This window comes from Mesorhizobium sp. M3A.F.Ca.ET.175.01.1.1 (assembly GCF_004791945.1).
Lineage (GTDB): Bacteria > Pseudomonadota > Alphaproteobacteria > Rhizobiales > Rhizobiaceae > Mesorhizobium.
This window is the reverse complement of sequence record NZ_SRTP01000012.1, coordinates 54,487-68,904: the sequence shown is the minus strand read 5'-3', so window position 1 is coordinate 68,904 and position 14,418 is coordinate 54,487. Positions and strand designations below refer to the sequence as shown.

At 65.3% G+C, this 14,418-nt stretch carries 11 protein-coding genes; all 11 read right to left on the bottom strand.

What is annotated here, in order from left to right; genetic code table 11:
• Positions 1–33: 33 nt before the first annotated feature.
• The 11 genes from EN818_RS23660 to thiC all read right to left on the bottom strand — a co-directional run bounded on the left by EN818_RS23660 (position 34) and on the right by thiC (position 14,406).
• Positions 34–861 carry a phosphogluconate dehydrogenase C-terminal domain-containing protein gene (locus EN818_RS23660; protein ID WP_135905507.1) on the bottom strand — a complete coding sequence of 276 codons (828 nt, stop codon included), beginning with the start codon at positions 859–861 and terminating at the stop codon, positions 34–36.
• Between the two features lie 96 nt (positions 862–957).
• The gene (locus EN818_RS23655; protein WP_135905505.1) at positions 958–2,007 is read right to left on the bottom strand and encodes an ABC transporter permease; all 1,050 of its coding nucleotides are present in this window, start codon (positions 2,005–2,007) and stop codon (positions 958–960) included.
• Positions 2,004–4,487, bottom strand: a complete 2,484-nt coding sequence (locus EN818_RS23650) for an ATP-binding cassette domain-containing protein (protein WP_135905503.1) — start codon at positions 4,485–4,487, stop codon at positions 2,004–2,006. Before EN818_RS23650 ends, EN818_RS23655 begins: the two co-directional genes overlap by 4 nt.
• 73 nt (positions 4,488–4,560) lie before the next feature.
• A complete protein-coding gene (locus EN818_RS23645; RefSeq protein WP_135905501.1) occupies positions 4,561–5,583 on the bottom strand; it encodes an ABC transporter substrate-binding protein in 1,023 nt (340 codons plus the stop codon).
• A gap of 391 nt (positions 5,584–5,974) precedes the next feature.
• Positions 5,975–8,950 (bottom strand): NAD(P)-dependent oxidoreductase, encoded by a 2,976-nt coding sequence (locus EN818_RS23640; protein ID WP_135905499.1) that lies wholly within the window; start codon positions 8,948–8,950, stop codon positions 5,975–5,977.
• Between the two features lie 354 nt (positions 8,951–9,304).
• Positions 9,305–10,075: a hydroxymethylpyrimidine/phosphomethylpyrimidine kinase gene (locus EN818_RS23635; protein ID WP_245518863.1), complete on the bottom strand. Its 771-nt coding sequence runs from the start codon at positions 10,073–10,075 to the stop codon at positions 9,305–9,307.
• A complete protein-coding gene (locus EN818_RS23630) occupies positions 10,045–10,650 on the bottom strand; it encodes a thiamine phosphate synthase (RefSeq protein WP_135905497.1) in 606 nt (201 codons plus the stop codon). Before EN818_RS23630 ends, EN818_RS23635 begins: the two co-directional genes overlap by 31 nt.
• A complete protein-coding gene (locus EN818_RS23625) occupies positions 10,647–11,420 on the bottom strand; it encodes a thiazole synthase (protein WP_129552588.1) in 774 nt (257 codons plus the stop codon). Before EN818_RS23625 ends, EN818_RS23630 begins: the two co-directional genes overlap by 4 nt.
• Before the next feature lie 4 nt (positions 11,421–11,424).
• The gene (gene thiS, locus EN818_RS23620) at positions 11,425–11,622 is read right to left on the bottom strand and encodes a sulfur carrier protein ThiS (RefSeq protein ID WP_095807832.1); all 198 of its coding nucleotides are present in this window, start codon (positions 11,620–11,622) and stop codon (positions 11,425–11,427) included.
• Positions 11,606–12,589, bottom strand: coding sequence for a glycine oxidase ThiO (gene thiO, locus EN818_RS23615; RefSeq protein WP_135905495.1), 984 nt, complete (start codon positions 12,587–12,589; stop codon positions 11,606–11,608). The genes thiS and thiO overlap by 17 nt, the downstream gene beginning before the upstream one ends.
• Positions 12,586–14,406: a phosphomethylpyrimidine synthase ThiC gene (thiC, locus tag EN818_RS23610; RefSeq protein ID WP_135905493.1), complete on the bottom strand. Its 1,821-nt coding sequence runs from the start codon at positions 14,404–14,406 to the stop codon at positions 12,586–12,588. Before thiC ends, thiO begins: the two co-directional genes overlap by 4 nt.
• Between the last annotated feature and the right edge of the window lie 12 nt (positions 14,407–14,418).

The following is a 14,418-nucleotide window of genomic DNA, read 5'->3' as shown; positions in this document are numbered from 1 at the left end:
ACAAATTCAGATGATATGTATCTGGTATAAGCATCAGGTAATGCGCTGAATGCTGGCGGCGATCTCCTCCGGCTCGAACACGCGCTTCCAATCGTCACGCATCAGCACCGGCTTGCCGAACTCGATCGCCTTGTTGCAGGCATCCGAAAACACGCCCTGGGTTTCGCCGAAAATGACGGCGCCGAGCACGTTCATGTGGCCGAGCAGGAAGTCGAGCGCCGCCTGTCGGTCGACGCCGCGCGCCACCACCTCGTCGAGCGCTTCCTTCATGACGACGAGCAGCGACGCGCAGACCGTCTCCGACAGCCCGGGTTCCAACAGAGCCATCTGCTCGACGGTGACGCGATGCGAGCGCATCACCGGCGCCCAGATGATCTGAGCGATCTTCTCGCCCTTGGCGTAGTCCTCTTCCGGCCCCTGCATCAGCGCGCTGACGAAATGCTGCTTGGCCTTGACGCCGCCGAAGAAGTCCTTCTTCGCCGCCATGTCGGTCTCGTCGTTGAAGATCGGCGGATGGCAGGGATGGGTGACGAAGTAGGTCAGGTCGGGGCGCTTGGGCAAGTGGCCGGCAAAGGGTGCGGCCGCATCGAGCACGATCACCATCGTTCCAGGGGCAAGCTTGCTCTCGATGCCGGCCGCGACCTTGCCGATATGCGTGTCGGGGACGGCCAGGATCACCACCTCAGCGCCCTTGAGCCCGTCATCGACGCTCACCGTGTCGATGCCGAGGCCGGTTTTCAGCCGCTTCTTGCCCGCCTCGCTGATCTCGACATGGCGGATCGAATAAGGCGAACCGCGGAAATTGGTCGACAGGCGGTAGCCCATTTTGCCGCCGGCTCCGAACAGCGCGATCGTTGTCATCTAAACCTTGCTCCCTGAATATCCTGACGACGGATGGCCGATCGTCAGCTTGTACACTGGTATGATCACTCTACCACCGTTTGGCAAGCGGAATCGTCAAGGCTGCACCTTTTCGACCAGACTCGGCGCGCCTACTTCCGCCGTGATTGCCGGATCCGCTCCGCCATCGGCAGGATCGACAGAAGCGCGCCGCGCCAGCACCTGGCGGCCGGCGAGCGCCAGCACGAAGATGACGACGATGCCCTGCACGATGTCCTGGGCGCCGGGAGGGAGGCCAACGATCTGCATGGTGGTGACGATCAAGACGAGCAGGATGCTGGCAAAGAGGGTGCCCAGCGCCGTCGCCGAGCCGCCGAAGATCAGCGTACCGCCAAGCACCACGGCAGCGATCGACTGCAACAGGTATGGTTGGCCCATTTCGAGGAAGGCGCCGCCGATATACGCGCCGAGCAGCAGCCCGTCGAGCGACGCCAGCACCGAAGAGATGACGAAGGCCGAGGCAATCACCCGGCCGTTGCGGATCCCCGCGAGCCGTGCCGCGGCGCGGTTCTGGCCGACCGCCGACAGCAGCTGCCCGAACACTGTGTAGCGCAGCACGAAGGAGGCCGCGGCCACGCCGAAAACGGCGACGATGGCCATGATCGGCACGCCGGAAATGCGTCCCGTCGCAACGGCCTTCAGCGCCGGGCTGACGGCAAAACCCGGTATCGCCTTGTTCGAGAGCAGCGTCGCCGTTGCCAGCACGTAGCCGGTCGCCAACGTCGCGATGATCGCCGGGATGCCGAGCCCGACGACAAGCAGCGAGTTGAGAGCGCCCACCGCAAGGCCGAGCAGGATGGCGGCGGCGACGCCGATGGCGAGATTTGCGTCCTGGGCTTTGACGGTGAGCAGCGCGACGAAGGCGCTGAGCGTGATCACCGAAGCGACAGACAGGTCGATATTGCCGCGTCCGGTCGTCACAACGAACATCTGGCCGATGCCGACCACCGTGAGGAACGATGCCGAGAGCATCACGCCGGACAGGCTGGACAGGCTGAAGCGGTTGGTGACGACGGAGAGCACGAGCCACAACAGCAGCACGCCGACCGCCGACCAGATCCAGCGGTTACGCTGCGCCCAGATGCCGAAGCCGGCGAGTGCGTTCATGGCTCGCTCCTGCGGTCGGCGGTCAGGCTGCGCAGCGTTAGGAGTGCGATCAGGATCAAGCCTTGCGTCGCGGCGTTGTAGTCGCTGCTGACGCTAAGCGTGCCCAGCAGCGCGCCGATCAATGACAGCGTCACCGCGCCGGCGACGGCACCGACCGGCGAAATGATGCCGCCGAGAAGCGAGCAGCCGCCCATGACGACTGCGGCAACGCTGAGCAGGGTGTAGGAGTTGCCGGAATTGATGTCGCTTGCCGTGTTGATGGCCGTCAGCGACAGGCCGGCGGCCCCGGCGAACAGCCCGGCAATGAGATAGCGCATCAGCGCGTAGCGGGTCGGCGACCAGCCCGAGCGGATCATCGCTGCCGGGTTGTTGCCGAAGCCGCGCAGCACCACGCCGAGCGGCAGCCGGTCGATGACCAGCACGATCAGCGCCACGGCCGCGATCAGGATGATCGAGGTCGGCACGGCGCCGAGCGACCAGTTGAAGAGCGCCGACAGCCACTCCGGACTGGCGCCGCCCGGTGTCGGCTGCAGCGCGTAGCCTATGCCGACCCAGATGAAGGACGCGCCGAGCGTCACCACGATGGCGGGGATCTTGCGCGCTTGGATCAGGCCGCCGAGCCCGGCATAGGCGGCAACGGCCGCCGCCAGCGCCAGCGCCCCGAGCCATGGCTGGTCATAGAGCAGCGTGGCGCTGAGCACGCTGACCAGGCCGGCAAAGGCGCCGGCGCCGAGATCGATCTCGCTGCCGCCGACGATGAACATCTGTGCTGCCGTCACCAGCACCAGAGACAATGCCGGCATCAAGAGCAGGTCGAGGCCGAAGGAAGAGGCGACGGCGGGGTTGATCGCAATCATGATGGCAAACACGGCGGCAAGCCCGATGAAGGGCGCGGCGTTGACCAGCCTGCGGCCGAATCCGGTCATGGCGGTTTGGTTTGGCGCTTTGCTCGCCTGCCTGTCCGTCGAGTGCGTGAAGGAGGCGCCGACGATTGCCTGCTCGGTGATGCCGTCGCCTGCCAACTCCTTGACGATCCGACCGCCGGAAAAGACCAGCACGCGGTCGCAGGCCAGCAGCTCGGCGTCCTCTGTCGTGTGCCAGACCAGCGCCCGGCCGCTGCGCGCGACCTCGTTGCAGAGCCGGTAGAAATCCTGCTTGGTGGCTATGTCGACGCCGCGCGTCGGATCGTCGAGCAGGATGATCGGCGTGTCGGCAACCAGCGCCCGCGCCACCAGCGCCTTCTGCTGGTTGCCGCCGCTGAGCTCGCTGATGTTGGACCGGAAGCGCCCGTCGTCGAGCCGCAGGCGGCCGGCGGCCTTCGAAGCGGTCTCGCGGTTGGCACGGTCGGAGAGAACGCTGAGTGCCGGGCGGCGGGCAATGGCACCGATGCCGATGTTTGCGAGCACGCTCCACAGCGGAAACACGCCTTCCTTCTGCCGGTCGCCGGCAATGAAGCCCGCGTCCGCGTGCCTGGCAATGGCCGCGTGCCGCGTGCGCCCGGGGTTGAAGATCGCGTGCAGCAGCTCTTTCTGCCCGCTGCCCTCGAGCCCGGCCAGCCCGACGATCTCGCCGCGCACGATGTCGACGTCGTGGCCGAGATCGGCCGTCAGCGGCCCGGAGAGCCGCACCAGCACGTCCTGGGAGGAGGTGACGGACACCTTGTGCTGATGAACCGGGTTGGTGTCTCCGCCCATCAATTGCACGAGCCTGCCGATCGAGGCGTCCGCGGCATGGCCCTGCCATGCGGTGCGGCCGTTGCGCAGCACCACCACCTCGGTGGCGATGTCGATGATCTCCTGCAGCTTGTGGCTGATGAAGATGAAGGCGAGCCCGGCCTTTGCCCGTTCGCGGATGAAAGCCCGCAGTTGTTTTGAGCGGTCGAGATCGAGCGAGGATGTCGGCTCGTCGAGCACGATCAGTTTGACCCCGGGCGTCGCCGCGGCGCGCGCGATCTCCACCATCTGCCGTTCGGCGATGGTGAGGTGTCCGACCTCCGCGTCGGCATCGATGCCGTTGCCCGGGAATACGGCGTCCAGCGCCGCGCGGGCGCGGGTGCGATAGAGCGCGCGCCAGCCCGGCCGGCTCGCCGCGTCGCCTGGCGTTTCCAGGAAGAAGTTCTCGGCGACGGAAAGATTGGCGCAGAGCGACAGCTCCTGGTGCACCATGCGAATGCCGCGCCGCTGTGCCTCGCCGGTATCGTAGGCAGAAAAGGGCACCTCCTCGCCGGCAAATGAAATCGCGCCGAGCGTCGGCCACATCGCCCCGCACAAAATGCGCATCAGGGTCGATTTGCCGGCGCCGTTGCCGCCGACAAGCCCGATCACGTCGCCTGCGCCGACCGAAAGCTCTATTCCCGCATTGGCGAGCGTCGGTCCGAAACTCTTGGTGATCCCGCTGAGCGCAACGACGCTTGGCCGGGCAGCAGCGCCAGGTGCCGCGGCCGCGGCGCTGTCCTGATCGGCAACGGCAAGCTGGGACATTCGTCCTCCGTATTGTTGGCAAGATCGGGCGCGCAATTTTTGCCCGGCGCCCGATCTGAGCCGTCTGGCCGTCCTACTTGCTGAGCAGGTTCTGCTTGACCCAGTCCAGCGAATAGCTCGGGCTGATGATCTGGCCGCCCGGCAGCTTGGCATACTCCTTGAGGTTGCTGGCGTCGACGGTTGCCACCGGCATGATCATCAGCTTCGGCGCCTTGGCGCCCTTCAGCAGCGACAGGCCGAGCCAGAAGGCGGCGCCGCCGATTCCGGGCGTGGTGTTCATCGACACCGTCTGGTAGCCGTTCTTGGCATTCTCGTCGGCCCACCATTTGACGAAGTCGGTGCCGCCGCCGCCTTCGATGATCGGCATCTTGCCGGCATAGTCGCCGCCATACTGGACGAAGGCCTGCGCGATGCCGACATCGTCGCTGCCGCCCTGGCCGAGCACGGCATCGACATGCGGCAGCGAGGGCAGCACGTTGGCGATGGCCGCCTGCGCCACCGAGGCCGTCGCCTGGCCGTAGACGGTCGCCACCACCTTGATGTCCGGATATTTAGCCAGCACTGATTGCTGCGCGTTGAACATGTCATTGTCGGGCGCCGAGCCCTTCACGCCGCGCACCTGGATGACGTTGCCCTTGCCGCCGAGCATCTTGAAGACGGCTTCGGCCTGGGCTGCCTTGTAACCCTTGAAGTCGAAATTGAGCTGGTAGTTGCAGGGCGCCGAGGCGACCGAGTCGAATGAGATAACGATGATGCCGGCCTTGCAGGCCTTCTCGATGATGCCGTTGACGGCGGTCTCGGAAGCGGCGTCGACGGCGAGCACATCGACCTTCTTCAGGATCAGTTCGGCGATCTGGCTGTTCTGCTGCGCGACCGAACCGTCGCCGTTCATGACGATGTAGTCCGCGATCTGCCCCGCGGCCTTGGCCTCCTTGGCCGAGGCTTCGAACGCTTCCACCATCTGGTGGCGCCAGGTGTTGCCGTAATAGGCGTTGGCGAGCGCAATGACCGGAGCGTCCGCAGATGCCTGAGCCGGCAAACTCGCAGCACTTGCCAGCACGGCGCCGGCCAGCGCCGCCAAGATTGAACCCTTCATTGTATCTCCTCCCAGAAAGATCGCGATGCACAGCGGTCGCTGCTGATGATGAGGCCATGTCAGGTACACATTATACCAGCATACCAATTAGGCAAGGGGCTTCGATGTCACAGCGCGAAAGCTGCGATCAGGACCGACGTTGGCCATGTGGAAAGAGAACGAAGGACGGAGCGGCATCGTCCGTCGACTTGGATGCCCTTGCAGGCCTAGCAGCGTGATGACGGTCGTGTGGCCAGGGTCTAAGCGAATAGAACTGGACGCGTGGCGCAAATGGGGACCGCGCGTAGCTCGCGAGCGCTGTCAGCAGAACGCGAAGGTTGCACGGGTAAGATTAGGTTGGATGCAGTGGCGGGGTGGCAGGTTTGACCCGCCACGCCGCAAATGGCGGTCTTCAAGCGACCGCTGGAGCAAACAGACCTGCTTCCTCAAGGATGCGCCGGTGGTTGAGCAGGTCGAGCGCCAGCTCGCTGTGGTATCGACCGACCAAGGTTGCCCGCCTTTCCGGGTCCGTGGTCGCGTCGATGCCGCCGATGACAGCCGCGATCCGTTCGGAGAGCTGACGCAGGGCCTTCCACTGTTCGGATTGATCCGCAAGGGCGCCGAGATTGCCCGAGGTCGACTTGCCGACACCGACCGGAGCGGTCGAGCCCAGGTTGACATATCCTTCCGGCAGGGCGCCCTTCAGATTCCGCACGGCCTTGAACTGGATCGCGTCGTAAATCTGATCGACGGCCTGCTTGGCGCCGGCAACACGCGTCGGGTGATCGGTGTCGGCCGCCACGTGCGGAAGAAGCTCCAGCCGGCCTGGATGCCGCTCGCTCAAGGGCAGGTAGGGCGTGAGCGGCCCTCGCAGCGTTCCGTCCTTCGCGTCGCTGAAGATGTCGGCATCGACCGCCACATGGCTGACCTTGCCCGACTGCAGGGCGGCATCGAGAGCCTCGATGTCGACGAGCTCGCCGCGATCGTAGTTGATCAGCACCGCCCCATCGGCCAGGCTCGAGAGCACGTCGCGGTTCACGAAACCTGCATTGCTGAACTTGCCGGTCGACTTGTCGAGGCGGCCGAGGCCGACGTGAACCGAAAGCACGTTGGCGTCTTTCGCTGCCTTGACCGGACTGTCGGCATATTCAAAACCCTCGGCTTCGATCCAGGCGCGATGGGCTTCCCTGGCATAGACGCAAACGTGCATGCCGAACGCCGATGCCAGCTTGGCGACTTCCCGGCCGATGTTGCCATAGCCCAGGACGGCCAGTTTCTGGCCTTCGAGCTTGGAGGTCGGGAAATCCTTCAGGTTGCGCCCGGTGTCGAACTTCCCGGCCACCGTCCGTTCATGCAACTCATCGACGGGGATGTTCGGAACGACTTTGAGAAGGGCCTTCATGGCCATCTGGGCCGTCGCGCGGCTGTTGATGCCGGGCGTGTTCATCAGCGGCGCTACGCCACCGTCGCCGTCAGGGCCGCCCCACGAGCTGGAACCCATGTTGCCGGTCCCGGCGCCAATCCGCACGCCCCCGAGCGGGAAGACGGACTGCTTGGGAATGAAGGTGGCTGCCGCGATCAGGGCATCGTATTCGCCTTGGGCCGTGCAGCCCAGCAGCTCAGCTTCGGTGCTCAGCCCTGGCTGATAGAAGAAGTGGATCTTGCCTTTTTGCAGGGCGTTCCGGTCCTGCAGGGCGCCAAGGTGGAATTCGCCGCCTTTTTCCCGAATATAGGCCGCGATCTCGCTGCTGTCGGGTGCATTGTTCTCTCCGAGGCGCAGGCCAAGCAGATCGGCGATCAGGACCGTGTAGGCGCGCTCGGGATCGTCCTTCCTGACCAGGCCGGCGGCCGAAGGCGCGCTCTCGAACCGCTCGCCCTGCGCCGCCAGTTCTTCCTCGAGCACGGCAACCTTGGCCCTGCGGTAGGCATAGGCGAGATTGTCGAGAAGCAGGCGCACGTCCTCGGGATCGCGGATGCCGCCGATCCAGGCCCGGTAGTCGCCGGGCATGCCGGGAAACGCGTTCACGTAGCGGGCAGCGTCCAGGCCTTTCTCGTGGTCGCCGTTGACATGCGTGATGCCCTCATAGCCGAGAAGCTGCTTCGAGCGGGCAATGATGCGCGCGTGGATCTGTTTGTCGGTGATATCGGGATCGACGACTTTGAGGAGGACAACGGCGGCCCCGCGCTTTTCAGCTTCGCTGACGGTGAACTTCAGCAACGAGTTGTTGTCGACCCACTCCGAGATCACCCGGCGGTTCTCGACCGAGCGACGGTTCAGATCGCTGACGGAGCCGACACGCCGGGCAGCCTGCAGGAGGCCGAAGGTGGTCTCGGCGAAGGCGAGCGCGCTGTAGGTGTTGATGACGCCGCCGAGCATGCGCTGCTGTTCCGCATCGTAGAAGGGGCCGATCGTCAGCGATCTCTTGCCGCTGACCGGGAGCTTCGCGTCGACAGGAGGAGCAAGCTTGAGCTGGCGCGGAATGGCCCAGGCCGGATCGTTCTGGTTGTTCTCGACGAGCTTCAACGCCTGCGGCGTGAATGAGACGACGAAGTATCCGGAGATGCCCCCGATCGCCTTCTGGAACGGCATGAAGACGCAGCATTTCGCGAGCGCTTCGCGCACGACAGCCTCGCCCCACGGCATCGCTCCCAGCATGGATGTAGCGTCGAGGACGGCGTGCCGGTTGTCGGGATCGCGATCGAGCCACTTCAGAAGCTCCTCGATCTCCGATTTGCTGTAGGTATTCGCACCCGTCGTCTCGTGTCCGACGCCGAGGAACAGCGTTGTTCCGAGGGCCTCGAGTTCCTTTGCAGTGGGGATGGACCCCTCGACGGTCGCGAACTGGATTTTGTCGGCGCTGCCATTCTGCGCGAACTTCTGCAGTTCGAGAAGCTGGGTCGCCCAGGACTGCCTGAAGAATCCGGCGCCATGGGACTCGGAGGCTTCCGGTTTCGTGGTGTCCACGTAGACGCGCTGGTTTGCGTTGTTGGGGTTCATCAGGTGCATGACCGCGACGGTAAAGCCGCTGTGCCCGCCACCGAGACCGACGGCCATCAAATTCTGTTTGGGGAATTCGAAGTACTGATGGATCGAGCCCATCATGTCGGTCAGGATCTTGTCGGCGGGATAGCCCCTATGCATGCTGCGCGCGATCTCGGCCGTCGTGAATGGACCGAGGTCGTTGCCCTTGTCGTCGAGCTTGCGGTAGTTGGCCTCCAGCCAGGCATCGAATTCGACGCGCCGCAGTCTTCCAGCGACCTCGTCAATCGTCGCGTCCGTGATGGGGCCTACGCCGAAGAAGGGATTCGATGGCGCCTTTGGCGGACCTGAGCGAGTAATGGTGTTCTCGCGGGCAAGTTGTTCCTTCATCTCAGCAATAGTCACCATGCGGGAGTTGTCCTCTCTGTGAGATCCTGTTTGTGCCCGTGAATGCTCGACTGGTGCGGGATATTCTCGTGCAAGCCGCGCGCCAAATCTCTGGCCCTAGGCGACTCTGGGGTCCCCGTCCGGCGGCGCATCGTAGATATCCGTTGAGCCGTCGCTGTGATGCTTGCGACAATCACACCACCAATTGAGACATCGGGTCAGATTCATTCGCAGTGCGGGCAGGACGATCTGGCTGATTGTTGGAGAGCATGGCACGGCGCAGATCTTAGCAAGCCGGACAACCATAAATTGCATCTGCCGGCGGAGAGGCGCGATCTCATCTCTTCGCCTAATTCCGCGCCTTTGTCGGCCCGATCACGCGGATCGGACCAGGGCGTCCAGGACAAATTGCTTTGCGCCGCGCACGCTCTTTTCCAGGTCGGCCCCGAGGGCAAGAGCGGCGGCGATGGCGCTGGACAGCATGCAGCCTGTTCCGCGCATCTCGGAATGCAAGCGGAGCGCTACGAACCGAACGGCGGGACGGTTCGGCTGCAGCAGGATGTCGACCGATTGGCTCGACTGCGCGTGTCCGCCTTTGACAAGCACGGCCGTTCCTATGGTCCTTGAAAGTTCCTCGCCTTGGAGAGAGGCGCTTTCTTCATCCGGCGCCGGCGCCGATCCGGTCAGCTCTGCCAATTCGAGCAAATTGGGCGTGACGAGCCGGCAGACCGGCATCAGATCGCGGCGCAATGCGCCGATTGCATCGTCCTCCAGCAGCAGCCGGCCCGACGTTGAGGCCAGCACTGGGTCGAGCACTACGGACGCTTGGCGATTGCTCGCCAGGACGGAGCCGACCGCCTCGATCGCCGCTGCCGTGCCCAGCATGCCGATCTTGACCGCCGCGACTTGGTTGGCGGCAAAGGCGGCCTTCATCTGGGCGACGACAAGCTCCGGCGGCATCTGCTCGATGCGCTCGACCGCCGCGTGAGTCTGGACGGTCACGGCCGTGACGGCGAGGCAGCTGCGCAGCCCGTGCGCGGCCACGGTTTCGATGTCGCGGGCTATTCCGGCGCCGCCGCTCGAATCCGAGCCGGCGACGATCAGGACATGCGGCGTCATCGCCATGGCGCCGTCGCCGCCAGCCATTCCAATGCGCGCACCTCGGGCTCGGCGTTGCGGGTGATGTCGGTCACCACCGCGGCGCTCTGAGCGCCCTGCGCGAAGACACCGGCAATGCGCTCGACGGTGAGCCCTCCAATGGCCACCAGCGGGGTGTTGCCGACGCGCTGCTTCCAGACGGCGATGCGGTCCAGCCCCTGCGGAGCCCATTTCATCGCCTTGAGGACGGTGGGGTAGATCGGGCCGAGCGCGACATAGTCCGGCTCGGCTCGAAGCGCAGTCTCGAGCTCGGCGTCGTCATGCGTGCTGAGGCCGAGCCTCACGCCCGCCTTACGTATCGCCTTCATATCGGCTTCGAGCAGGTCTTCCTGGCCGAGATGGACGAAATCGCAATTCTCCTCGATCGCGAGGCGCCAGTAGTCGTTGACGATGAACTGGCAGCCATGACGGTCGCAGACCGCCTTCGAAGCATGGATCTCGCGGCGTAGCGAAGCTTCGTCCCGGTCCTTGATGCGCAGTTGCACCAGTTTCAAGCCGAGCGGCACCAGCCGTTCGATCCAGGCGGCGGAATCGACGATCAGGTAAAACGGATCGAGCCTCATGAGAACGCTGCCATGCCGATGACGGGGGTCGAGGGGACGGCCATGTCGCGCGGCTCGAGCAAACCGGCGCAATAGGCCTCGCGGCCGGCCTCGACCGCCTTGCCGAAGGCCGCTGCCATGGCGACGGGATCGCCTGCCTTGGCGACCGCCGTGTTGAGCAGCACCGCGTCGTAGCCGAGCTCCATCACGGCTGCGGCGTGCGATGGCCGGCCGATGCCGGCATCGACGATCAGCGGCACGCCGGGAAAATGCCCGCGCAGGCTTCGCAGCGCATCGGGGTTCTGCGGCCCGCGCGCGGAGCCGATCGGCGCGCACCAGGGCATCAACAGCCGGCAGCCGGCGTCGAGCAGGCGCTCGGCCACGATGAGGTCGTCGGTCGTGTAGGGAAAGACCTGGAAACCTTCCGCGGCAAGGATCCTGGCTGCTTCGACCAGCCCGAAGACGTCGGGCTGCAGCGTGTCGTGGTTGCCGATCACCTCGAGCTTGATCCAGTCCGTGCCGAACACCTCGCGCGCCATTCGCGCCGTCGTCACCGCTTCGCTCACCGAATGGCAGCCGGCGGTGTTGGGCAGGACGCGAACCCCCAGCGACTGGACCAGCGACCAGAACTGGCCGCCGGCTTTGCCGCCCGATGTTTCGCGGCGGAGCGACACGGTGACGATCTCCGTGGCGGACGCCTTGATCGCCTCGGCCATGATGGCAGGCGAGGGGTAGAGCGCGGTGCCAAGCAGAAGGCGGGACGAGAATTTATGTCCATAGAGGTCGAGCATTGGATCAGCCCCCCTTCATCGGCGAGAGGATTTCGATGCGATCGCCATCGCTGAGACGGCAGCGGTCGCGTTCCCTGGCAGGCACGACATCGCCGTTCCTCGCGGTGGCGAGCCAGCTGCCCTGGAAGTCAAGTTCGCTGAGCAGCGCGGCAAGCGTTTCGGCCGCGACTTCATGGGTTTGGCCGTTAACGATGAGCTTCAAGGGCAAACTCCTTTGCTGCCGGATTTCCCAGGATGAGGTCGGCTGCCTGTCGCGCCATGGCCGGCGCGAGCAGGAAGCCGTGGCGGTAGAGGCCGTTGATGCGAATGTGCCCCCCGTCGCGCTCGACGCGCGGCAGGTTGTCGGCGAATGCAGGACGCACGCCGACGCCTGTCTCGACCAGTTCGGCCTCGCCGAAGGCGGGATGCAGCGCGTAGGCGGCGCCGAGCAACTCCATGGTCGAGCGCACAGTGACCGGGCCATCGGCATCGCACTCGATCATCGTCGCGCCGACCATGAACAGGTTTTGCTCGCGCGGCACGACATAGACGGGGATGCGCGGATGCAGCAGCCGCACCGGGCGGGCCAGCGAGATCTCGCCCGTTCGCAGCATCAGCATCTCGCCGCGCACGCCACGCAGCTCCGGTCGCGGCTCGGCGATGCCGGTGCAGTCTACCTCGATATCCGAAGATGCAGGCGCCCGGCCGCGGCCGAACTCCAGCCGCGCGCCCATCCCGCGCAGCTTGTCGCTGAGGGAAAGCAGCGCCTTGCGCGGGTCGAGATGCGCTTCCTGAGCGAAGTACAACCCACGTCCGAACCGGCCTTGGAGGGCCGGTTCGAGAGCCGCGATCTCACCGGCGTCGAGCTGCCTGAAGCCGGATGTGCGGCGCCCGAACCGGTCCAACTCACGAGCGTCGCGGGCAGGAGCCAGCACCAGCGTGCCGCGGCGCGAGACATGGCCGGGCAAGGCCGCGTTCCACCAGTCGGCGGCGCGGCGCCCGAGCGTCAGCACCGCCTCTTCGGCGCTCTCGCGCTCGCACCAAGGCGCGAGCATGCCGCCTGCCTGCCAGGAGGCGTTGCCGGCGATCTCCATGCGCTTCTCGGTGACGGTCACCTCGGCGCCGCGCGTTGCCAGCTCGTGCGCGAGCGTCAACCCGGCAACGCCTGCGCCGCGAATGAGCACCTTCATGGCCGGCCGGTGCTCTCCGATGCGTTGTCGAGCGGTATGTAGAGATCGCCGCCGTCCCGGTACTTCGCCGCCATGGCCGCGAGCCCTTCCTTCTGCGCTTCCGCGCGAATGGCGTGCGAAATCCGCATCGAGCAGAATTTGGGGCCGCACATCGAGCAGAAATGCGCCACCTTGTGCGCCTCCTTGGGGAGGGTTTCGTCGTGGAAGGCGCGCGCCGTCTCGGGATCGAGCGACAGATTGAACTGGTCCTCCCACCGGAACTCGAAACGCGCCCGCGACAGCGCGTCGTCCCTGATCTTGGCGGCCGGATGGCCCTTGGCGAGGTCGGCGGCATGCGCTGCGATCTTGTAGGTGATGACGCCGGTCTTGACGTCGTCGCGGTCGGGCAGGCCGAGATGCTCCTTCGGCGTGACGTAGCAGAGCATCGCCGTTCCGAACCAGCCGATCATCGCCGCGCCGATGCCCGATGTGATGTGATCATAGCCGGGCGCGATGTCGGTGGTGAGCGGTCCAAGCGTATAGAACGGCGCCTCGCCGCAGACCGCGAGCTGCTTGTCCATGTTCTCCTTGATCTTGTGCATGGGCACGTGGCCGGGGCCCTCGATCATCACCTGGCAGTCCTTGGCCCAGGCGATCTTGGTGAGTTCTCCCAGCGTTTCCAGTTCGGCGAATTGGGCCGCGTCGTTGGCGTCGGCGATCGAGCCGGGGCGAAGACCGTCGCCGAGCGAGAACGCCACGTCATAGGCGCGGGCGATGTCGCAGATGTCCTCGAAATGCTCGTAGAGGAAGCTCTCCTTGTGGTGATGCAGGCACCACTTGGCCATGATCGAGCCGCCGCGCGATACGATGCCGGTGACGCGGTCGACGGTGAGCGGAATGTAGGGCAGGCGCACGCCGGCATGGATCGTGAAATAGTCCACGCCCTGCTCGGCCTGCTCGATGAGGGTGTCGCGGAACACCTCCCAGGTCAGTTCCTCGGCGACCCCGCCGACCTTCTCCAGCGCCTGATAGATCGGCACCGTGCCGATCGGCACCGGCGAGTTGCGCACGATCCAGTCGCGGATGTTGTGGATGTTGCGGCCGGTCGAGAGGTCCATCACCGTATCGGCGCCCCAGCGGATCGCCCACACCATCTTCTCGACCTCCTCGGCCATCGACGAGGTGACGGCGGAGTTGCCGATATTGGCGTTGATCTTCACCAGGAAGTTGCGGCCGATGATCATCGGCTCGCTTTCGGGGTGGTTGACGTTGGATGGGATGATGGCGCGTCCGCGCGCCACCTCGTCGCGCACGAATTCCGGCGTGACGAAATCCGGGATCGCGGCGCCGAAGCTCTCGCCGTCGCGGTGAAGTCTCGAACGCAACTGCTCGCGGCCGAGATTTTCGCGGATGGCGACGAATTCCATTTCCGGCGTGATGATGCCGGCGCGCGCATAGGCGAGCTGGGTGACGGCGCGGCCGCCGACGGCGCGGAACGGCCTGTTGCGCACCGGGAACTCCGGTGTCAGGCGATCGGCGGAGACGAAGCCGTTGTCCTCGGGCTTGATCGTGCGCCCTTCATAGCGCTCGACGTCGCCGCGAGCCTCGATCCATGTCTCGCGCAACCGCGGCAGGCCGCGCTCGATATCGGTTTTCACCGCGGCATCGGTATAGGGACCGGACGAGTCGTAGACCGTGACCGGCGGCTCGCCGGCGCTTGGGTGGACCGAGATCTCGCGCATCGGCACCTGCAGTTCCGGATGAAGCTGGCCCGGTTTGTGGACCTTCTTGGAAGCGGGCAGTTCGCCGACGGTGACGGTCGGAGTGTGGGCATTCATGAGTGAGCCTCC

Coding starts and splice junctions, on each gene's coding strand:
- EN818_RS23635 (WP_245518863.1), bottom strand. CDS start 10,075: ATGGCTGGCGGCGACGGCGCCATGGCGATGACGCCGCATGTCCTGATC.
- thiC (WP_135905493.1), bottom strand. CDS start 14,406: ATGAATGCCCACACTCCGACCGTCACCGTCGGCGAACTGCCCGCTTCC.
- EN818_RS23650 (WP_135905503.1), bottom strand. CDS start 4,487: ATGTCCCAGCTTGCCGTTGCCGATCAGGACAGCGCCGCGGCCGCGGCA.
- EN818_RS23625 (WP_129552588.1), bottom strand. CDS start 11,420: ATGCTCGACCTCTATGGACATAAATTCTCGTCCCGCCTTCTGCTTGGC.
- EN818_RS23645 (WP_135905501.1), bottom strand. CDS start 5,583: ATGAAGGGTTCAATCTTGGCGGCGCTGGCCGGCGCCGTGCTGGCAAGT.
- EN818_RS23640 (WP_135905499.1), bottom strand. CDS start 8,950: ATGGTGACTATTGCTGAGATGAAGGAACAACTTGCCCGCGAGAACACC.
- EN818_RS23655 (WP_135905505.1), bottom strand. CDS start 2,007: ATGAACGCACTCGCCGGCTTCGGCATCTGGGCGCAGCGTAACCGCTGG.
- thiO (WP_135905495.1), bottom strand. CDS start 12,589: ATGAAGGTGCTCATTCGCGGCGCAGGCGTTGCCGGGTTGACGCTCGCG.
- EN818_RS23630 (WP_135905497.1), bottom strand. CDS start 10,650: ATGAGGCTCGATCCGTTTTACCTGATCGTCGATTCCGCCGCCTGGATC.
- EN818_RS23660 (WP_135905507.1), bottom strand. CDS start 861: ATGACAACGATCGCGCTGTTCGGAGCCGGCGGCAAAATGGGCTACCGC.